Source organism: Mucilaginibacter aquatilis, from assembly GCF_009755275.1.
Lineage (GTDB): Bacteria > Bacteroidota > Bacteroidia > Sphingobacteriales > Sphingobacteriaceae > Mucilaginibacter > Mucilaginibacter aquatilis.
Genome location: NZ_WQLA01000001.1, coordinates 309,770 through 330,400, shown reverse-complemented (window position 1 = coordinate 330,400; position 20,631 = coordinate 309,770). Strand labels below are relative to the sequence as shown.

Sequence of the window (20,631 nt, the reverse complement as noted above, 5' to 3'; positions counted from 1 at the left end):
TTAACCAATCAACTACTTAACTACTCACCACTCACTTAGATTATTGCATTAAAAACTTATAATTACCAATATTTTTAAGGGCGGTGCCGGTTCCGCGAACTACGGCGCGAAGCGGATCTTCGGCAACGTGTACCGGTAGCTTGGTTTTTGCGGCTACGCGTTTATCTAAACCACGTAACAATGCACCACCACCGGTTAAGTAAATACCGGTTTGATAAATATCAGCCGAAAGCTCAGGAGGAGTGATCTCCAATGCTTTTAAAATAGCTTCTTCGATTTTAGAGATGGATTTATCAAGGCAATGCGCAATCTCGGTGTATGATACGGTGATTTGTTTAGGCACCCCTGTCATCAAATCGCGTCCCTGTACGGCAAAATCTGCCGGTGGATCTGCTAGTTCAGGTAATGCCGATCCTACTTCAATTTTGATTTTCTCAGCAGTACGGTCACCAATCATAATGTTGTGCTGACGGCGGATGTACTGAACAATATCGGAGTCAAAATTATCACCCGCTACACGGATAGACTGGTCGCAAACGATACCCGAAAGAGCAATTACCGCAATTTCAGTAGTGCCACCACCAATATCAATAATCATGTTACCCATTGGTTCCTCAACGTCAATGCCAATACCTACCGCAGCGGCCATTGGCTCATGAATAAGGTAAACCTCTTTAGCACCGGCAATTTCGGCGCTTTGGTGTACCGCACGTTTTTCAACCTCGGTAATGCCCGATGGTATACAGATAACCATACGCAATGACGGGAAGAACCAGCCTTTGCCTTTGTTTATCATTTTAATCATGCCGCGTATCATGTGCTCTGCTGCATCAAAATCGGCAATTACACCATCCTTAAGCGGGCGCACGGTACGTATATTTTCGTGGGTTTTACCCTCCATTTGCATAGCCTGACGGCCAATGGCAATAACCTTGTTGGTTTTGCGATCAAATGCAACAATGGATGGCTCATCAACCACCACTTTATCGTTATGTATAATGAGGGTATTTGCAGTTCCTAAATCAATAGCAACTTCCTGTGTGAAAAAATTGAATAAACCCATTGAATTTGTATGTCAAATAATCTGCAAAGATTATAAAAATATGTTGTAAGTTGTTAATAACCGTCTTATTTCATCGCCCTCTTAAAATCTCCGCTGGTATGGTAGAAACTTTCATTTGCAACAGGTTTAACAGCCTCCCTTACGCGGATGAGTATGGTACGGCAATTAGTGCTTAAAGTGTCTCACACCAGTTGTTACCATAGCAATGTCTTTTTCGTTAGCCTTATCAATCGAGTCTTGATCCTTAATTGAGCCGCCCGGTTGCAATACTGCAGTAATACCTGCCTCGGCTGCAATTTCCACACAATCAGGGAAAGGGAAGAACGCATCAGATGCCATAGCCGAACCTTTTACATCAAAACCAAAACTGGCTGCTTTTTCAATAGCCTGGCGCAAAGCATCAACACGTGATGTTTGACCTACGCCGCTTGCTACCAGCTGGTTGTTTTTAGCCAGCACAATAGTGTTTGATTTGGTGTGCTTAACCACTTTATTGGCAAAGTAAAGATCTTTCAATTCCTGTTCGGTAGGTTGTTTGGCAGTTACAGCTGTCATTTGCTCAGGCCCTTCAATTACCAAATCTTTATCTTGCTCAATTACACCGTTCAACAGGGTTTTAAATTGCTTGGTTGGCAATTCAACGCGCTGACGAATGAGTATAATACGGTTCTTTTTAGCTTTTAGTATTTCAATGGCTTCGTTAGTGTAAGCAGGAGCAATTAAAACCTCAAAGAAGATTTTGCTTATTTCGGTAGCTGTTTCAGCGTTAACTTCATCGTTGGCAATTATTACACCACCAAAGGCCGAAACAGGGTCACAGGCCAGTGCATCAATCCATGCTTCTTTAATGTGTGTGCGTGTTGCAATACCGCAAGCGTTAGTATGTTTAAGTATTGCTACGGTAGGGTCGTTAAATTCATCAATTAATGCAACGGCCGCATCAACGTCAACAAGGTTGTTGTATGATAACTCTTTGCCGTGCAGCTTGGTAAACATGGCATCAAGGTTACCGTAAAATGTACCTTGCTGATGCGGGTTTTCGCCGTAACGTAAAACCTGACTGGTTTGAATGCTTTGTTTAAATACGGCTACAGGCTCTTCTTCCTGGGCGTTAAAGTAATTAAAAATATGGCTGTCGTAATTTGATGAAATATTGAATGCCTTTAAAGCAAAACGGCGGCGCTGATCATAGGTAGTAGTACCTTCCTGTGTTTTAAGCAAGCCTTCAAGCTCCTGGTAATCATCTTTAGACGCTACAATAACTACGTCTTTAAAGTTCTTAGCTGCGGCGCGGATAAGTGATATACCACCAATGTCAATCTTCTCGATCACGTCGTCGTGCCCTGCACCTGATGATACCGTTTCCTCAAACGGATAAAGGTCAACAATAACCAGGTCTATTTCAGGAATCTGGTATTCTGTCAGTTGCTGCTCATCGCTTTCAAAGTTACGGCGAGCCAAAATGCCACCAAATACTTTGGGGTGCAAGGTTTTTACACGTCCGCCCAAAATAGAAGGGTAAGAAGTTAAATCTTCAACGGCAATTACATCAGCGCCAAGGCTGCGAATAAAGGTTTCAGTACCTCCGGTTGAATAAATGTTTACCCCCAGGCGTTTTAATTCATGAATAACAGGCTCTAAGTGATCCTTGTAATAAACCGAAATTAACGCGTTTTTGATTTGAACAGACTGGCTCATGCAACAATGTTTTTTGGAGCCGCAAAGGTAGTGATTTAGTTGATTTGTAAATAGTGAATAATGAGTTGTTTTAGAGTAATTCTACCGGGAACATCAGCAGTAAATTACTACACTCATTAAGTGAACGTTTCAATCGTCTTAACAGAAAGTCACAGGCTCCGAACCTTAAGTTGTTGCGTAAGGAGCAATCAGCGTTACATTGTACTGGTTTTAACCTTTTTCAACAAGCTTTCAATAACCTTCGGAAAGTGCTGGTGCTCTAACTGCTGGCCTTTAAGTTTAATGCTGTCTAAAGTGTCGTCAGGTTCAATTTTAAATTTGGCCTGATGGATGGTTTCTCCCTCGTCAAAATGCTCGTTTACAAAATGAATGGTTATGCCCGATTCCACTTCGTTATTAGCTAAAACCGCTTTATGTACATGATCACCGTACATTCCTTTGCCGCCGTATTTGGGTAGTAAGGATGGGTGTATGTTAATGATTTGATTAGGAAATGCCTTTAATAATGATTGCGGCACTAACCACAGGAAACCAGCCAGTACAATAAGGTCGGCCTGTACATTTTTGAGCAGTTTAATTACTTCATCGGTTTTGAAAAATTCTTCACGTGTAAAAACGTGAGTAGGTATTTCAAAGTTATCGGCCCTTTGCAGTACATAAGCATCCGGATTATTAGTCAATACCAGTACTACTTCACCATCATTGTGATTTTTGAAGTACTCCATTAGTTTTTGAGCATTTGACCCTGATCCTGATGCAAAAATGGCTATTCTGGTTTTCACTGAAGTATAGTTTAAAAATTATTAAAAAGGATGCCTTATGCTAGACTCAAACTCGCATGTCCCGCAATTTACAGGGCCAAATATACGCAAGCTTAATGAATGAAGCCGTAACGCGTAACTAAACGCCTTTGCACCACCACAGGTGTACGGTATACAGTGTCGAGGCGCGTATGTTCAATTACAAGTGAATTTTCACCCAGGTTAGTTATGCGCACACCTAAAAATGGCCTGGAGTTCCCTTTATTTCTTTTAATTGTGTCTTTACAAACAACGTCGGCGTTGAGGAAAACTGAATCGGCAAGGTTATTATTGTTGGTGTTGTTGTTATTGTTTTGGTTGGTGGTGTTGGCTGTACGTAGCTGCCATCTTCCGGCAGCGTTTTGTTGCAGGCAATGAAAGTTGGCGTAGCTGCAAGTGCCATCATTTGTAAAAGTAAAGGTTTGCAAAAGATTGCAATTGGTATTTAAGGTATCGCGGCGTTTACTGGTATCAGCGTGAAATAATTCTGTACGAACCGAAGCAAGACGCCAAACACCGTTGGTAAGCAAGGTATTTATATAACTATTACTATCTTCCTTTTTACATGAATTTATAAGCAAACCCAGCAACATAATGCCGGGAATAAATAATAGTGGAAGTCTTTTTATAAATGATTGCACGGCGTAAAAGTACAAAAAATACTATCAGGTTATTTACAGTGCATTAACGTGTGTTCGGCTTTGAAATTGCCCGCAAGTAGCCATTTATAGCGCTTTACTATCGAACAACATATAGTATTTGCCGTTAATCATATAACTAAACATAATTTTCATGAAGGTAACATTTGAAAACATGCAGGCCGAATTTAAACGCGTGCTTCTTAATCTCAACTTTGCCCCTCACAAAGCAGAGAAGATTGCCGCAATATTTGCAGAAAATAGTTTGAACGGTGTTTATACGCACGGTCTTAACCGTTTTCCGGTGTTTGTTGATTATGTAAAGCAAGGTTATATAATTCCCGATGCGGAGCCGCAGACGGAGGATAGCATGGGTGCACTTGAGCGTTGGAAAGGTAATAATGGCCCAGGTATGCTTAATGCCGGTTTATGTATGGATAGGGCTATAAAATTGGCCGAACAATATGGCATTGGCTGCGTGGCCATAAGTAACACCAACCATTGGATGCGCGGCGGAACTTACGGCTGGCAGGCTGCCAACGCCGGTTGTATTGGTATTTGTTTTACCAACACCATAGCAAATTTACCGCCGTGGGGTGGCGTTGAGCCCCGTTTAGGCAACAATCCTTTGATTATTGCCGTGCCCAGGGAAGAGGGGCATGTAGTGCTGGATATGGCTGTATCGCAGTACTCATTTGGTAAGCTGCAACAATACAAGGCAGAAGGTAAAGAGTTGCCTTATGTGGGCGGGTATGATAAACAGGGAAACCTTACCACCAATGCCGGCGATATAACAGAAACATGGCGCCTGTTGCCAATTGGTTTGTGGAAAGGCTCGGGCCTATCATTAATGCTGGATTTACTGGCAAGCGTGTTGAGTAAAGGCCGCTCTACAGCAAAAGTTACCGAGGGAAAAGCTGAGTATGGCGTTTCGCAGGTATTTATTTGCATAAAACCATCCGGCGATGAGCAAACCGCACAATTGATAGAGCAGATAATTGATTTTACTAAAACCAGTAAGCTGGAAGATGAAAGCAATAAGGTACGTTACCCCGGAGAAAGCACCTTGCGCACACGCGAGCAAAATTTAAAGGATGGCATACCTGTTGATAAGGAAATATGGGAAAAAGTGATGGCTTTATAGTCCGGTCAAACTTCAGATATAGTACCAGGCATGCATCCTGTTCAACTTGCATGCCTGGTATGATACTGTTGCATTAATCTTTTTTCAATACAATCTGGTCATCCTTATCCTGTATTAATGACGTAAACTTTTCCCAAAAGCCGTCTTTAGGAAGAGGAGCAAGTATGTCAACCGGTTCTTTCTTTACCGGATGGATAAATTGAAGTCGGCGGGCATGTAAGCAAATGCTTTTTTTGAGGCTGCCGCGAGGGTATCCATATTTGTTATCGCCAACAATAGGGCAGTTTAAAGTTGACAGCTGTACACGTATCTGGTGCGGACGGCCCGTAATAGGATTTACCTGTATAAGGTAGTAACCGTTAAGCTCGCCCGCTAAACGGTAATGTAACTCCGAACGCTGGCTGCCCTTAACTTCCTGGTCATGCGCCTTGGTAACGTTTTTTTGTGGATTTTTTACCAGCCAGTGCACCAAATCGCCATATGGCGGGTTTGGGCGGTTGCGTACTACAGCATAGTATGTTTTACGCATATTACGCGTTTTAAACATTTCATTAAGCCGCTCTAATGCCTTACTGGTTTTGGCAAATAAAATAACGCCACTTACCGGACGGTCCAGCCGGTGTACAACGCCCAAAAATGCACCGTTAGGTTTGTTGTATTTAGCAGCAATGTAACGCTTAACTTTTTCGTCAAGCGGCTCGTCGCCGGTATCATCAACCTGCACAATATCGCCAGCCCGTTTGTTAATGGCTATTATATGATTGTCTTCATATAAAACGTCGGCATCGGTAATGTTGGGTTGCGGCGTACTGGTGTCAATTTTGGCCATGGTTTTATTTAGATTGAGGCTGGTACTTAGTTAAAATACGATTGCATAAACAGAAAGTTTTAAGCTTTACGCTACTAAGCCAAATAGGAAGATATGGGCACTTTTTTATTTCAAGCAATATTATAAAGGAAAGACGAGTCTTGGTTTCTTAACTCTATAATATTGACTGTCAAATTAATATTGCTCTTTTTCGCTCGGGAAATCTTTAGCCTTCACATCACTTACATAACCCTGTACTGCCTCGTTCATCACCTCATATAAGGATGCGTACTGGCGCAAAAAACGCGGACGAAAGCCTTTATTCATGCCCAGCATATCATGTATAACTAATACCTGTCCATCGCAATATTGGCCTGCGCCTATGCCTATGGTTGGTATCTGCAGGCTATCGGTAACTTCTTTAGCAAGCTGGGCCGGTATTTTTTCTAACACTACGGCAAAACAACCAAGCTCCTGCAACTTCATAGCATCATCGCGCAATTTTTGGGCTTCGGCTTCTTCTTTAGCACGTACGGTGTAGGTGCCAAATTTATATATTGATTGTGGTGTTAAGCCTAAATGGCCCATTACCGGTATGCCCGCTGTAAGTATGCGGCTTATTGACTCGGCAATCTCAATTCCACCTTCCAGCTTTACCGCGTGCGCACCCGATTCTTTCATAATACGTATGGCCGAGCTCAATGCCTCTTTTGAGTTGCCCTGGTACGAGCCAAAAGGCAAATCAACAACTACCAATGATCGCGAAGCTGCCCGCACTACCGAAGATGCATGGTAAATCATCTGATCTAACGTAATAGGTAGCGTAGTTTCATGCCCTGCCATTACATTTGAAGCCGAATCGCCAACGAGGATAACATCCATACCAGCATCGTCGACAATTTTGGCCATGGTATAATCATATGCCGTAAGCATGGCAATTTTCTCGCCGTTGGCCTTCATTGCCTGTATGCTGTGGGTAGTAACGCGTTTAATTTCTTTATTTACTGACATAGTTTTGAGGATAGAGCCAAGAGCCAAGAGCCAAGAGCCAAGAATTAAGAAAAGATATTAACGATAGTATAGCGATCGTAACGTCCTGGCTCTTGGTTCTTGTCTCTCGGCTCTATTCGCGAGTGCAAAGTTAGAAACTCCGTTCCAATTAATTATTTTAAATTTACTTAGCGTAAACATTAAAATTACTTACCTTTGCGCCGTGAATACAGACGCACCTTTAATGCTGCAATCTTACTGCTTTCACGGAACTGCTCACCAGGCCGACCGGCTTATTTTTAATTCCTTTAATTTTTTTGCAAAATGACCAACTACACCAAGTTACCTGCTGTTTTGTTACTGGCTGATGGTACCGTTTTTCATGGCAAAGCTGCCGGCAAGATAGGCACCACTACCGGCGAAATTTGCTTTAACACCGGTATGACAGGCTATCAGGAAATTTTTACTGATCCATCATACTTTGGCCAAATTATGGTTACCACCAATGCGCATATTGGTAATTATGGCATCAGTAATGAAGAAGTAGAATCTGGCAAAATACAGATTGCCGGTTTGGTTTGTAAAAACTACAATATTGCTTACAGCCGCAAACAGGCTGACGAGTCTATCCAGGATTACTTCCAGGAGCAAAATATTACCTGTATATCAGACATTGATACCCGTCAGCTGGTTCGCCACATACGCGATAAAGGTGCCATGAACGCCATTATTTCATCTGAAATTTTAGATATTGAAGAACTTAAAGCCCGTTTGGCCTCTGTACCTTCAATGGATGGTTTAGAGCTGTCATCACAGGTTTCAACTACCGAGACTTATACTTTTGGTAAAGAAGACGCCACTTACCGTGTAGCGGTTTTAGATTTAGGTGTTAAAAAGAACATCTTACGCAATTTCAGTGATCGTGATGTATACGCCAAGGTTTATCCTGCTAAAACTACTTTTGCCGAAATGGAAGCTGATTTTAAACCAAACGGTTACTTTATATCAAACGGCCCCGGTGATCCATCAGCAATGCCTTACGCGGTTGAAACTGTAAAAGAAATATTAGCTGCCGATAAACCTATGTTTGGTATTTGCTTAGGTCACCAGTTACTGGCTTTAGCTAACGATATTCCAACAAAGAAGATGTTTAACGGTCACCGCGGCTTAAATCACCCGGTAAAAAATATTATTAAAGATCATTGTGAGGTTACTTCACAAAACCATGGCTTTGGCGTGGTTCCGGATGCAGTACATGCATCTGAAAAAGTGGAAATTACTCACTTAAACCTTAATGACCAATCAATTGAAGGTATTCGTGTAAAAGATAAAAAGGCCTTTTCGGTACAGTATCACCCTGAATCATCACCAGGCCCGCATGATAGCCGTTATTTGTTTGATGATTTTGTGGAATTGATGAAGTAAGCGTTCAACATTTTATATATAAGCAAAAGCCGGTGACTTTCGAGTTCCGGCTTTTTTGTTGAAGCCACTAGTGTCAGCCCCGGGCAACTTTATTGATACAAAGTTTGTATTTAACGTTTTGTTGTTGCTATATTCATAATTATAAAATAGCTTTGGTAACAATTAAACCTGATTAATTCCGTTTAGTCTACTTTGTAAAACCGTTTGTTCAAGCATCAACCACTTTGAACTATGAATAAAATTTTATCAGTACTTATTATTTTCCTTTTTTTTACTGCCGTATCTTGTCAGAAATCGGAGTTAAAGGATGTAGTAAATGTTGATAATTTCAAAGAGTTAAAGCAAGCCTCTATTGCAGGGGTAAACGGTCCAACCACAGCCACTATAAATCAGGAGCTTACTTTTAAAGTATCATGGCCTTACAGCGGGAACTGCGAAAAATTCAGCAGTTTTAAAACTGATAAGCTGAGTGATACCATGCGTATACAACTTTACACTACTACAAACCCCATGGAAGATTGTAATGGCAAAGAAGTTGAGCATTCTAAAGAGTTTAAATTTACACCTGTAAAAAGCGGTACGTACTTCCTTAAATTCACTGGCCCTAACGGAGCTAAAGCTATTATTGATACGTTACGCGTAGAGTAGCTTCGGATAAGCTTCCCATAAGTTTTGTGAACAGCGTCTATCAGTGCAATTCCGCACTCCCATTTCTCTAAGTCCCTTTAAAACGCTAGCATACACACCACTTTTGTGTTTATCAATAAATAGTGGCAGGCTAATTGTAACTGTTGGTTCAAAACATCTATAGTTATGAAAAAGGGAGATACCGTACACTGGAAATGGGGAAAATCAGAAGCTGAAGGTAAAGTTGAAGCAAAGCATACTGATACCGTAAAAAAGAAAACTAAAGGCACTACGGTTAAGCGCAAAGCCACTAAAGAAGAACCCGCTTATGAAATTAAGCAGGAAAATGGTACTAAAGTGGTAAAATCAGAAAGTGAATTGAAAAAAGGTGCTAAGAAAAAATAGATACAAGGTTAAGAGCCGGGAAGCAAGAGGTGCCATTAAAATAAATGTTTGGTTCTTGCTTCCCGGCTCTTAATTTAATAACTAATTTTTAACGTATACCTCTCCTTTATAAGGGTGTATGGTGCTGTGAAAATTATAGCCTGCTACGTGTAAAAGGTAGTAAGTCATGATGTCGCACCAGCAAATTTCATCGTGAAACATAGGCACTTTAGGAAACTTGCCCTCTTGTCGGCTTTCTTCTTTATTATAATTGTATTCGCCTTCGTGTTGTTTTATCCACTCCCGAAACCTGTCAAACTCGGCAGGTTCTGAAAATACAATTTTAAAATGCGTTTCTTCTTTCACCTCTTTCAGGTCATCATTCATGTAATGATGAAATTTATGTCGGTGACGTATTATTTTGGCGGTATACATGCTGTTACATTATTGAGATAGGGTAACAAAATAACAATGATGATGTTTAGCAATGGACTGCTTTAAAAGGCCTTTAAATTGTTGATGCTGATTAACTGACGTTAAACTATCATCTATGAACTAAAAACTAAAATTCCTACCTTCACAACCTCGAAAAATCATTTTTTGAATACATGAAATTATTAGAAGGAAAAACCGCTCTCATCACCGGAGCATCAAAAGGTATAGGTCGCAAAATTGCCGAAAAGTTTGCAGAGCAAGGTGCTAACGTTGCATTCACCTATTTATCATCTGTTGAAAAAGGGCAGGCTTTAGAGCAGGAATTGCAGGCGTTTGGTACCCAGGTAAAAGGTTACCGCTCAGATGCTTCAAAATTTGATGAAGCCGATAAACTGATCAACAATATTGTTGCTGATTTTGGTAAGCTTGATATTGTGGTAAACAATGCCGGCATTACGAAAGACGGTTTATTAATGCGCATGACCGAGGAGCAATGGGACGAGGTTTTGAACGTTAACCTTAAATCAATTTTTAACGTTACCAAAGCTGCTTCTAAAATAATGATGAAAGCCCGCCAGGGTGTGTTTATCAACATGAGTTCGGTAGTTGGTATACAAGGTAACGCCGGTCAGGGTAATTACGCCGCTTCAAAGGCTGGTATTGTTGGTTTCTCTAAATCAATGGCTAAAGAGTTAGGCTCACGTAACATACGTACCAATGTGGTTGCCCCTGGCTTCATCAAAACCGAAATGACCGAGGTTTTGGACCCTAAGGTGGTTGAAGGCTGGACACAAAACATTCCGCTTAAACGTGCCGGCGAAACTGAAGACATCGCCAACGCTTGTGTGTTTTTGGCGTCAGACATGAGCACTTACATCACCGGACAAGTAATTTCGGTTGATGGTGGTATGGCTTAATTTGAATAAGGAGTACAAGGTTCGGGATACGTATTGCTTTGTTGCTTGTTTAATAAGATGAGTGAAGAAAATATTATAAGCAATACCGTACTGGCAATGGCCACCGAACGAGGTGCCGATAAGACGATTTGCCCATCTGAAGTTGCGCGTGCTCTGTACGATACGCATTGGCGTAAGCATATGGAGGAAGTAAGGCAAGCTGCTATAGTATTACATCAACAAGGCAGAGTAAGCATTACACAAAAAGGTAAGCCGGTTGATGTGAACCATATTAAAGGCCCTATCCGTATAAAAATCAACAAGGTTTAGCTCAGCATTATCAATTGATACTGCGCTGGCCAAATGAATAAATCAAAATAAAACAGCATATTTGGAATACAGATATGCTGTTTTTGTTTTCAATAACATGGGGAACCGTTTCGGGATGGTATACGCCTTTGTGTTTGCTGCTGGGGGTACTTTATGCCTGGTTGCTGTACCGTAGCCCGGTTACTCTTGATAGTAAAGCGCGTTGGGGCCTTGCCGCATTACGTGCGGTTGCAGTAACTATTATTGCGTTCTTGCTTGTATCGCCGCTTGTAAAATCAGTTTCTTATCAGCCTCAAAAACCACTTGTATTAATTGCGCAGGATAATTCTTCATCAATTAATAGTTTCAAACCTCGAGGCTTCAATTTAAAAGATTTTAATAGCCGCTTAGCAGGCCTCAAAAGACAACTAGGCACTGATTACGATGTACGCGAATTTAATTTTGACAGCAACCTTCATCAGGGCCTTATAACCAATAACAAAGGTAAGCAAACCAATATAGCGGCAGCCATGCGTCAGCTTAATGAGCGCTTCGTAAATCAAAATATCGGGGCAATAATACTGGCAACTGATGGTTTGTATAATCAGGGTACCGATCCGCAATACGAAGCACGGAATCTTAAAACAAGCATTTACACCATAGCACTGGGCGATACCATTCCGCGGCGCGATTTACTGATAAGCAACATAAACTACAATAAAACCGCTTACTTAGGTAATGATTTTATAATGGAGGTGCTTGCCGAGGCGTATCAAAGCCAGGGCGAAACGCTGCGCCTTACTGTTGCCGAAGATGGCCGTGTTGTGTACACCCAAAACATACCAGTTAATTCGCCTGCATTTCGTAAAGTAATACCGGTAAAATTAACAGCTGATAAAAAAGGGGTGCATCAGTTTGCGATTAAGCTGGCTCCGGTTACGAATGAGCTCTCAACCGATAATAATGCCGAGACTGTTTACATTGAGGTGTTAGATGCACGGCAAAAGATATTGCTTGTCTATGCGGCCCCTCATCCTGATGTGAGCGTTATAAAGCAGCTGGTGGAGCGCAACCGCAACTACGAGTTAAAAGCGGTACAAACCGATAAGTTGTCTTCATTGAGTTTGGCCGATTACGGACTTATCATTCTCTATCAAATCACCCCATCTGATCATATAGCCCTTAAAAGCTTTACTGGGGATAGCAAGGTGCCGTTATGGTATATCTGTGGTGCACAAAGCGATATGATTGACTTTAATCAGGCGCAAAATACTATCCGTATAATTGCCGGGCGTACTGATGTGCAGGAAACATTTGCCCAGCCTGCAAAAGACTTTTCCCTTTTTACCCTTACCGATTCAACTTTAAGTAAGCTCAATCGCCTTCCGCCCTTACTGTCGCCGTTTGGTAATTATGGTGCGGCATCGGGCTCATCAGTGCTGCTTAAGCAGCGCATTGGTAACGTAAATACCGACTTTCCGCTTATGGCATTCAATGAAAGTAATGGCCGCAGAACAGCCACACTGGCGGGAGAGGGTTTATGGCGTTGGAATTTAGCCGAATTTGAAACTTTTGGCAATCATAGTGCCTTGGAGGAGCTGCTAAGCCAGAGCATACAGTATCTTACTGCTAACGCTAACCGGCAACGTTTTAGAGCTTACGCCGGCAAAAATGTGTTTGATGAAGGCGAAAGCGTTTTGCTTAATGCCGAGCTGTACAATGACGCCTTGCAACTTGTGAATACGCCCGATGTAAACATCAATATCAAAAATAGTAACGGAAAAAAATTTAGCTTTTTATTTAGCCGTACTGCTCAAAGTTACCAGCTAAATGCTGGTACACTGCCCGTAGGCAACTATAGTTATGCCGCTAACACACAATGGGGCAAACAGCCGTTTACCGTAAAAGGACAATTTACCATAAAGCCGCTCAACCTCGAGAGCAGGCAAAGCACCGCCAATCATCGGTTACTGTATGGTATTGCCAAACAATCGGGCGCACGAATGCTGCAGCCCTCGCAGTTGAACCAGCTGACAGAACTTATTAAAAAGAATGATAACATTAAGACCGTTGTGTACGATGATCAGCGCTACAGTGACCTTATAGATAGCAAATGGCTTTTCATATTTATACTTGTGCTGTTGAGCACGGAGTGGCTGTTACGCAAGCGGGAAGGAGAAGTGTAATAGGTGAAACTTAACGAAGAGATCATCATCGAACTACTCGGCACGGTAGCATTTACCATATCGGGTGCATTTTCGGCTATGCAAAAGCGGCTGGATGTGTTCGGCGTGCTGGTAATAGCTTTTGTAACTGCCATAGGTGGCGGTACCCTGCGCGATGTGCTTATTGGTTACACCCCTGTAACCTGGATGCGCAATATGAATGATGCGCTTATTATATTGGGTACGGCGCTTGCCGCCATCTTTTTTAAAAAGTATATCAAAAACTTCAAAACAACACTATTCCTTTTTGATGCGCTGGGGCTTGGACTATTTACCATTATTGGTATGCAAAAAGGTTTGGATGCCGGACTCAACCCCGTGGTATGCGTTATGCTAGGTACTATAACCGGTTGCTTTGGTGGTGTATTGCGCGATGTGTTGCTTAATAATATCCCCACCATTTTTAGGCGTAAGGAGTTATATGCAACGGCTTGTATAATAGGAGGGATGCTTTATTTGAGCCTTATGCAGTTTTTAGATGCCAACATTGCCCGTTTGGTAGCTATCATATGCATATGCGGTATGCGAATTTTGGCAGTAGTATATGGCTGGAAGTTGCCGGTAAGGTAATCGTTAAAGCGGAGCCCTCTCACAACCCGCTATTACTTCTGAATAGTTTGATAGCAATTGCCAGTAGTATAATACCAAAAGCTTTACGTAGCACGCCCAGTCCGGTTTTTCCCAAGAGCTGTTCAAGCAGCTTTACGTTCTTGAGCACCACGTAAACAATAACAGTATTAAGGGTAATGCCCACAATTATGTTAGCTGTAGCATACTGCGATTTAAGTGAGAGCAGGGTAGTCATGGTGCCGGCACCGGCAATAAGCGGAAAAGCCAGCGGAACAATGGAAACGGTTGCCGGGATGTGATCATCCTCTTTAAAAAACTTAATGCCTAAAATCATCTCCATGGCAATGATGAATATTACCAGCGAGCCTGCAATGGCAAACGAGGATATGTCAAGACCAATAATTTTTAATAGTTCTTCGCCCACAAAAAGGAAGACTATCATGAGAACCAAAACAGTGAAAGCTGCCTTTTCAGATTCGATGTGACCCGCACGTTGCCTCAAATCAATAATGATGGGTATGGTACCCAAAATATCAATAATGGCAAATAAAATCATGGTTACCGACAAAATTTGTCGTGGGTCGAAAATATCAAGCATGGCTTACTGAGGCGTTTTGTTTCTCTTTGGCTCTTAAGCGAAAGGTAAGCAAAAAGCCCGTCAAAATAAAAAATGCCGATAAAAAGAAGACTGCATGTACCGATACAACCGTTATCAATCCTGCTAAAACAGGGCCCAGGGTTTGCCCTAACGACGCATAAGATTGGTTGACGCCTAAAATTTCACCTTGCCGGTTATCATCGTTATGGTTTGCGATGATAGCGTTGAGCATAGGGCCTCTTAAACCATTAAAAAGGCCATAAACAAACAGTCCGCATGCAAACGGAATGATAGCGCCTGTAAACCCTGTAAACAACATGGCAGCCATGCATAAGACGGTAGATAGCAGTAGTATTAATGATTTAGATGAAATTTGCCTGGTTACAAACGGCACCAATAATTGCATAATTATGCCTGTTACCCCAAAGCCTGCATAAAGCAAACCAATCTGTGTAGGTTTAATTTTTAACACATCTGCCGAAAAGGTTTGAAAGCCAAGTATCATTACAAATTGCGCGGTAGTAAGTAAAAAGCCCGTTAAGACCGCAGTTCCTATAACCGGCATTTTCAACGCAGTAACAAGGGATGCAAATGTAAATTCATGATGTTTACTGTCGGCGGTCTGCTGCTTATCATTAGCGTTTTCTGGTTTGCTGCTTTTAGCAACTTTTTCTTTTGTCTCTTTTAATATAAACGTGCTGCAAAGCGCTCCAATAAGCGCTATGCCTGCAGCAAAGTAAAAGGGAATCTGCATGCCGAATTTACTGAGTAAGCCCCCTAAAGCCGGCCCAATCACAAAACCAAACCCAAACGCCGAGCTCAGAATACCGAATTTCTTAGCTCGATCTTCATCAGTTGATTTGTCAGACACCATTGCCTGCGCAACAGATATGTTCCCGCCGGTAATGCCATCTAAAATTCGTGCGGCAAAAAGCATAACGAGGTTTTGTGCAAAGGCGAAAATTAAGAACGAAATACAGGTTCCGGCCAGGCTAATGGCCAGCAGTGGTTTGCGGCCCCATTTATCAGAAAGGCCCCCTAACAGTGGTGTAGCAAAAAACTGTGCTACCGAAAATGAGGCAGTTAGTATGCCTATGGTTTGCTCATTAAGGCCAAACTTTTTTCCATAGTCATACAGTAAGGGTACAATGATGCCAAAACCCATGGAGTTGATTACGCAAATCAGCACCAGTATCCATAAATTTTTATCAGCCTTCATCCCTTGTTCGCACGTTTATGTATTGGTTACGGTAAACAAAAGGATTAAAAGTAAAAAAGGTTCTGCTTATATAGCAGAACCTTTTTTTGATAAAAAATTATACAATTATTTTGTAAACGGAGTAGTGGGCGGGTCTAACGTTACCGAGTTACCCTGGTTGCGTATAACTGAGTGTTTTTTGCCGTATACCAGGTAAATAATTAGGCCTAAAAGCATCCAGCCGGCAAGCCTTAACCAGGTATCGGCGGGTAGGGCAAGCATCATTATAACGCATATAATTACACCCATAACAGGAACAAACGGTACCCAAGGTGTTTTGAAAGGTCTTGGAAGTTGAGGATCGGTTTTTCTGATTACCAATACACCAACACATACCAGTACGAAAGCAAACAACGTACCTATTGATACCATTTCACCCACAACCCTAACCGGTACAAAGGCACCGAATAAGCTCACAAAACCTGCAAATAACAAGTTTGATTTATAAGGAGTTTGAAACTTGCGGTGTAGGTTTGAAAACGCTTTAGGAACCAATCCGTCTTTTGACATGGTATAAAATATACGTGACTGACCCATAAGCATAACCAGTATAACCGAAGTATAACCGGCAAGTATGGCAACAATGATTGCTTTTTGCAACCAGGCATAAGGCGTTTTGGCAATAGCAACCGCCACAGGTGCAGCGCTGTCTTTAAATTCTTTGTAGTTAGCTACACCGGTCATAACGTGCGAAAACAACACGTAAAGTATAGTACATATAACTAATGAACCAATGATACCTACAGGCATACCTACTTTTGGATTTTTAGCTTCCTGCGCAGCAGTTGACACCGCATCAAAGCCAATAAAGGCAAAGAACACCAAGCCCGAAGCACGTAGTACGCCAGACCAGCCAAACTCGCCAAATTTTCCGGTATTTTCCGGAATATAAGGCACATGGTTAGCAGGGTTAATGTATCCCCAGCCCACTGCGATGAACACCAAAACAACAGCAACCTTTAAAACAACAAGAAGATTGTTGATGAAAGCAGATTCTCTTGTACCACGAATAAGTAGTAACGAAAGACAAATAATAATAAATACCGCAGGTAAATTCATCATGCCGCTTACAACAGTGCCATCGGCAAGCGTCACGGTTTCCCACGGCGACATGGTAAGCTGCGGAGGTATAGTTATATCAAAGTAATGTAGGAATTTAACAAGGTATTGCGACCAGCTTATAGAAACCGTTGCAGCGCCCAAAGCATATTCCAGTATCAGATCCCAGCCTATTACCCAGGCCATAAATTCGCCCATGGTAGCGTATGAATAAGTGTACGCACTACCGGCAATCGGAATCATGCTGGCAAATTCTGCGTAGCAAAGGCCTGCAAAAGCACAGCCTATGGCGCCAATCATAAACGAAATAGTAACAGCAGGACCGGCATTGTTGGCAGCCGCCAAACCGGTAAGTGAGAACAAGCCGGCACCAATAATGGCACCTATCCCTAAGGCCACGAGGTTAAAGCTGGTTAGTGTACGCTTCAGTGAGCCTTCGCCGGTGGCAGAGGCTTCTTTGAGCAAAACATCCAAAGGTTTCTTAAATCGCATTTCAGAATAGTTGTTTCTACAATAGTCTAATAAAAATTACCTCCAAACGTACTCAATTTTCTCGGTATTATAAAGAAAATGGCGTTTCAGAGGCTTTGTAAAATAAAAATTACGGCTTTTTGGTTGGAGGCATGTGCCATCGTATAATAATTGTGCCTGTAATGAAGTCATGAATGCTTTTTCCATGCAAATTAAGCAGCGGCAACAGCCAATATATGCCGGTTAAGCTCAACGCAATGTATAAAAGCGGACTTTGGAGGTGATGAGCTACCCAAAATGGTTTAGGATAGCTTAATGCTATATGTGTAAGCTCCCAGGGCACAAGCATAATAAGTGCTCTGAGCATGGCGCCGCCAATGCCAATGCGCCCTGTCGTATTAATTTGTAACCGCGCGGCTCGCATGCCCAGAGTTGCCTGAGCCCTGGTGTTAAACATGGTTACAAAATACATGTATACCGGAATAATAATAGAAGCAAACAGCCATATGTGTAATTCATTACCGCTTATGCTATACAAGTGACGGCCAATGAAGGGGTGCAAGCCTGTAATTAACAAAAACGACTGAAAGCCTGCTATAACAAGTATAAACAATATAAAACTGTCTATCAGGTACGCAATTGTGCGCAACAATAGCATCCTTACTCTTCCGAATAGGATCATTAATCAATAAAATTAGAGCCCGGGCAAAAGCGCCCTTAAGTTACAATTGGTTAAGTTTGCGGAAGTTTGCAACAAGAGGTGCAGTAACCTTCCAAACGTTTAATGCAACTAGCATCAGCGTATAAAACAAACCTACTAAATGAAATTGATAATATCAAAATGAAGAAGGGGCCTGTTAAGCCCCTTCTTTAATTAAATATGTTTATTATGGATAACAGTGTGTTTTGTGCTGCTTTGCGTGTTCAGATCTTTTTGAATGCGGCTGTTTACATTGGTCTCATGATTAAGGTGGGGCGCAATCACCAATGATACTATTGACATCAGCTTAATCAAGATATTCATTGAAGGGCCTGAGGTGTCTTTGAATGGGTCGCCCACGGTATCGCCTGTTACCGATGCTTTGTGCGGTTCGGATTTTTTATAGAACATTTCGCCGTTTATTTCAACGCCCTTTTCAAATGACTTTTTGACGTTATCCCATGCGCCACCTGCATTGCTCTGAAAAATACCCATCAATACTCCCGATACTGTTACACCAGCCAATAGCCCGCCCAAAACTTCAGGCCCAAAAGCAAAGCCTATAATAATAGGTGTAATAAGTGCAATTAAGCCCGGTGCAATCATTTCACGTATGGAAGCTTTGGTTGAGATTGCCACACATTTGTCATACTCGGGTTTGGCCTTGTATTCCATAATACCCGGAATTTCCCTAAACTGTCGGCGTACCTCCTCAACCATGGCCATAGCTGCCCTGCCCACAGCCGATATTGCAAGCGCCGAAAAAATGAACGGTATCATGCCGCCCACAAAAAGCCCGGCCAGTACATCGGCCTTATATATATCTATATGCTCAATGCCCGCCACACCCACAAATGCCGCAAACAAGGCAAGTGATGTAAGCGCTGCCGATGCAATGGCAAACCCTTTACCTGTTGCAGCGGTGGTATTGCCCACAGCATCCAGGTTGTCGGTTCGATGACGTACTTCTTCGGGTAACTGATTCATTTCGGCTATGCCACCTGCGTTATCGGCAATTGGTCCGAAGGCGTCAATTGCCAGTTGCATGGCGGTGGTTGCCATCATGCCTGCCGCGGCGATTGCCACACCATATAGTCCTGCAAAATGGTAGGAGCCAAATATGCCTGCTGCCAGCACAATAATTGGCAGCACCGTAGATTCCATACCTACTGCCAGGCCTCCTATTATATTGGTGGCATGCCCTGTTGATGATTGCCTGATAATGCTTAAAACGGGTCTTTTACCCATTGCGGTGTAATACTCTGTTATAATTGACATAAGTGTGCCAACTATTAAGCCCACTACAATGGAAAGGAATACGCCGGTTTTATCAAACACCAATGCGCCCGCTTTAACGGCGCCGTTTGCATCTTCATCGCGCACCAGGTGAAAGGAGCCTTCGGGCAGCATCCAGTTTACTACAAAAAAGGTAGCTATTGCCGTTAAAAATATTGACGACCAGTTGCCCAGGTTCAAAGCTTTTTGCACACTATCAGTCTCCTTGCTAATGCGTACAAACGATGCACTCACAATTGAAAACAACAAACCTAACCCTGCTATAACCATTGGTAAAAGCACAGGCGCAATACCGCCAAAATTATCTGCCGATACTATTTCCCTCCCTAATACCATGGTGGCAAGAATGGTGGCTACATAGGAGCCAAATAGATCGGCACCCATTCCGGCCACGTCGCCTACGTTGTCGCCAACATTGTCGGCAATGGTAGCGGGGTTGCGTACGTCATCTTCAGGTATACCGGCTTCAACCTTTCCAACAAGGTCGGCGCCTACATCGGCCGCTTTGGTATAGATACCGCCGCCTACACGGGCAAACAACGCAATTGATTCGGCTCCCAGTGAAAATCCTGCCAGCACCTCCAACGCTTTTGACATGGCCTCTCCATTTACACTGCCGCCTGTTTTAACCACATATATATGGTAAAATAAGATGAACAGCGAACCTAAACCTAATACAGCTAATCCGGCAACGCCAAGGCCCATCACGGTGCCGCCGGTAAAAGAAACTTTTAAGGCTTTAGCTAAACTGGTTTTTGCCGCCTCGGTTGTGCGCACGTTAGCTTTGGTAGCAATACGCATACCTAAATAGCCTGCAAATGCCGAAAGAAATGCCCCGATAATAAACGATACGGCAATTACGGGGCTTGAATTTTCGACCGTGGTGCCCGACCATACTAACAACACAACGGCAATTACGGCAAAGTAGCTCAGCACTTTCCACTCGGCACGTAAAAAAGCCATTGCGCCATCAGCAATGTAACCGGCCAACTGACTCATGCCGGCATCTCCTGCGGGCTGCTTTGTTACCCATGCCGATTTGGTTGCCATTGCTAACAGGCCAATAATTCCAACAATAGGAATAAAATAAATCAGATAATCATAAAGTAAGGTCATAATGTTATTGGTTTTTATAATTGGATTGGTATTAACGAATTTGCGAAAAAATAATTTAATAAACCAAAAGTAGTTTGGTTTACAGTAAGTTATATGTTATGTGCGGGCTATTTTGATCGAA

Annotated in this window: 20 protein-coding genes; 8 read left to right on the top strand and 12 right to left on the bottom strand. The window is 42.4% G+C overall.

Going from position 1 to position 20,631, the window contains the following annotated elements; translation table 11 throughout:
* Positions 1–40: 40 nt before the first annotated feature.
* From GO816_RS01570 to GO816_RS01555, 4 genes are all read right to left on the bottom strand, one after another.
* Positions 41–1,063 carry a rod shape-determining protein gene (locus GO816_RS01570; protein WP_157539597.1) on the bottom strand — a complete coding sequence of 341 codons (1,023 nt, stop codon included), beginning with the start codon at positions 1,061–1,063 and terminating at the stop codon, positions 41–43.
* A gap of 165 nt (positions 1,064–1,228) precedes the next feature.
* Positions 1,229–2,761, bottom strand: coding sequence for a bifunctional phosphoribosylaminoimidazolecarboxamide formyltransferase/IMP cyclohydrolase (gene purH / locus GO816_RS01565; protein ID WP_157539596.1), 1,533 nt, complete (start codon positions 2,759–2,761; stop codon positions 1,229–1,231).
* Positions 2,762–2,955: 194 nt separating this feature from the next.
* Positions 2,956–3,543 carry a phosphoribosylglycinamide formyltransferase gene (purN, locus tag GO816_RS01560; protein WP_317163569.1) on the bottom strand — a complete coding sequence of 196 codons (588 nt, stop codon included), beginning with the start codon at positions 3,541–3,543 and terminating at the stop codon, positions 2,956–2,958.
* Between the two features lie 92 nt (positions 3,544–3,635).
* Positions 3,636–4,202: a hypothetical protein gene (locus tag GO816_RS01555; protein ID WP_157539595.1), complete on the bottom strand. Its 567-nt coding sequence runs from the start codon at positions 4,200–4,202 to the stop codon at positions 3,636–3,638.
* Between the two features lie 151 nt (positions 4,203–4,353).
* On the opposite strand from GO816_RS01555, the gene yiaK reads away from it, so the two are divergent.
* The gene (gene yiaK, locus GO816_RS01550) at positions 4,354–5,343 is read left to right on the top strand and encodes a 3-dehydro-L-gulonate 2-dehydrogenase (RefSeq protein ID WP_157539594.1); all 990 of its coding nucleotides are present in this window, start codon (positions 4,354–4,356) and stop codon (positions 5,341–5,343) included.
* 73 nt (positions 5,344–5,416) lie between these two features.
* Here yiaK and GO816_RS01545 read toward each other — a convergent pair whose 3' ends face one another.
* Entirely contained in the window at positions 5,417–6,172 is a 756-nt protein-coding gene (locus GO816_RS01545; RefSeq protein ID WP_157539593.1) for an RluA family pseudouridine synthase, read from the bottom strand.
* Positions 6,173–6,346: 174 nt separating this feature from the next.
* Positions 6,347–7,162, bottom strand: coding sequence for a 3-methyl-2-oxobutanoate hydroxymethyltransferase (gene panB, locus GO816_RS01540; protein WP_157539592.1), 816 nt, complete (start codon positions 7,160–7,162; stop codon positions 6,347–6,349).
* Between the two features lie 303 nt (positions 7,163–7,465).
* On the opposite strand from panB, the gene carA reads away from it, so the two are divergent.
* The 3 genes from carA (at position 7,466) to GO816_RS01525 (ending at position 9,598) form a co-directional block, all read left to right on the top strand.
* Entirely contained in the window at positions 7,466–8,566 is a 1,101-nt protein-coding gene (gene carA / locus GO816_RS01535) for a glutamine-hydrolyzing carbamoyl-phosphate synthase small subunit (RefSeq protein ID WP_157539591.1), read from the top strand.
* A 231-nt stretch (positions 8,567–8,797) separates the two neighbouring features.
* On the top strand, positions 8,798–9,214 hold the full coding sequence (locus GO816_RS01530; protein WP_157539590.1) for a hypothetical protein: 417 nt from the start codon (positions 8,798–8,800) through the stop codon (positions 9,212–9,214).
* A gap of 165 nt (positions 9,215–9,379) precedes the next feature.
* On the top strand, positions 9,380–9,598 hold the full coding sequence (locus GO816_RS01525) for a hypervirulence associated TUDOR domain-containing protein (RefSeq protein WP_157539589.1): 219 nt from the start codon (positions 9,380–9,382) through the stop codon (positions 9,596–9,598).
* Positions 9,599–9,679: 81 nt separating this feature from the next.
* On the opposite strand, the gene GO816_RS01520 is transcribed toward GO816_RS01525, so the two are convergent.
* Positions 9,680–10,012 carry a hypothetical protein gene (locus GO816_RS01520; RefSeq protein WP_157539588.1) on the bottom strand — a complete coding sequence of 111 codons (333 nt, stop codon included), beginning with the start codon at positions 10,010–10,012 and terminating at the stop codon, positions 9,680–9,682.
* Between the two features lie 173 nt (positions 10,013–10,185).
* Between GO816_RS01520 and fabG the strand changes: the two genes are divergently transcribed.
* The 4 genes from fabG to GO816_RS01500 all read left to right on the top strand — a co-directional run bounded on the left by fabG (position 10,186) and on the right by GO816_RS01500 (position 14,012).
* Positions 10,186–10,929: a 3-oxoacyl-[acyl-carrier-protein] reductase gene (fabG, locus tag GO816_RS01515; protein WP_157539587.1), complete on the top strand. Its 744-nt coding sequence runs from the start codon at positions 10,186–10,188 to the stop codon at positions 10,927–10,929.
* Between the two features lie 57 nt (positions 10,930–10,986).
* Positions 10,987–11,238: a DUF3253 domain-containing protein gene (locus GO816_RS01510; protein WP_157539586.1), complete on the top strand. Its 252-nt coding sequence runs from the start codon at positions 10,987–10,989 to the stop codon at positions 11,236–11,238.
* 74 nt (positions 11,239–11,312) lie between these two features.
* Positions 11,313–13,403, top strand: coding sequence for a vWA domain-containing protein (locus GO816_RS01505; RefSeq protein ID WP_157539585.1), 2,091 nt, complete (start codon positions 11,313–11,315; stop codon positions 13,401–13,403).
* Positions 13,404–13,406: 3 nt separating this feature from the next.
* Positions 13,407–14,012 (top strand): trimeric intracellular cation channel family protein, encoded by a 606-nt coding sequence (locus GO816_RS01500; protein ID WP_317163568.1) that lies wholly within the window; start codon positions 13,407–13,409, stop codon positions 14,010–14,012.
* A 19-nt stretch (positions 14,013–14,031) separates the two neighbouring features.
* Here GO816_RS01500 and GO816_RS01495 read toward each other — a convergent pair whose 3' ends face one another.
* The 5 genes from GO816_RS01495 to GO816_RS01475 form a co-directional block, all read right to left on the bottom strand.
* The gene (locus tag GO816_RS01495; RefSeq protein ID WP_157539584.1) at positions 14,032–14,610 is read right to left on the bottom strand and encodes a MarC family protein; all 579 of its coding nucleotides are present in this window, start codon (positions 14,608–14,610) and stop codon (positions 14,032–14,034) included.
* Entirely contained in the window at positions 14,603–15,829 is a 1,227-nt protein-coding gene (locus GO816_RS01490; RefSeq protein ID WP_157539583.1) for an MFS transporter, read from the bottom strand. The genes GO816_RS01495 and GO816_RS01490 overlap by 8 nt, the downstream gene beginning before the upstream one ends.
* Positions 15,830–15,934: 105 nt before the next feature.
* A complete protein-coding gene (locus GO816_RS01485; protein WP_157539582.1) occupies positions 15,935–17,419 on the bottom strand; it encodes an amino acid permease in 1,485 nt (494 codons plus the stop codon).
* A gap of 109 nt (positions 17,420–17,528) precedes the next feature.
* Positions 17,529–18,080, bottom strand: coding sequence for an RDD family protein (locus GO816_RS01480; protein WP_157539581.1), 552 nt, complete (start codon positions 18,078–18,080; stop codon positions 17,529–17,531).
* Positions 18,081–18,272: 192 nt separating this feature from the next.
* Positions 18,273–20,510 (bottom strand): sodium-translocating pyrophosphatase, encoded by a 2,238-nt coding sequence (locus tag GO816_RS01475; RefSeq protein WP_157539580.1) that lies wholly within the window; start codon positions 20,508–20,510, stop codon positions 18,273–18,275.
* Positions 20,511–20,631 lie beyond the last annotated feature (121 nt).